Below are 260 nucleotides of genomic sequence, written 5' to 3' on the forward strand. Positions count from 1 at the left end.
GTGCAGTCCCTGCCGAGCGGCGTCCAGTACCGCGTGATCGAAGCCGGCAAGGGCGCCAAGCCGACCCAGGCCAGCACCGTGCAGCTGGAAGTGGCCGGTCCGTTCCCGTACGGCCAGCGCCCGACCGAAGCCCGTCCGGCCCAGCAGATTCCGTCGATCAAGGTCAGCGAAGTCGAAATGAAGGCCATGCGCGAGACCCTGCTGCAGATGCCGGCAGGCTCGAAGTGGGAAGTCACCCTGCCGCCGGACCAGGCCTACGG

1 protein-coding gene is annotated in these 260 nt (G+C 68.5%); it reads left to right on the forward strand.

Annotated elements, in window-relative coordinates:
• A partial coding sequence (locus AC6UDE_RS07060; RefSeq protein WP_500697043.1) for an FKBP-type peptidyl-prolyl cis-trans isomerase occupies nucleotides 1–260 on the forward strand: 260 nt, incomplete at both ends.

Source organism: Fructilactobacillus sp. X2R5C3 (assembly GCF_059901325.1).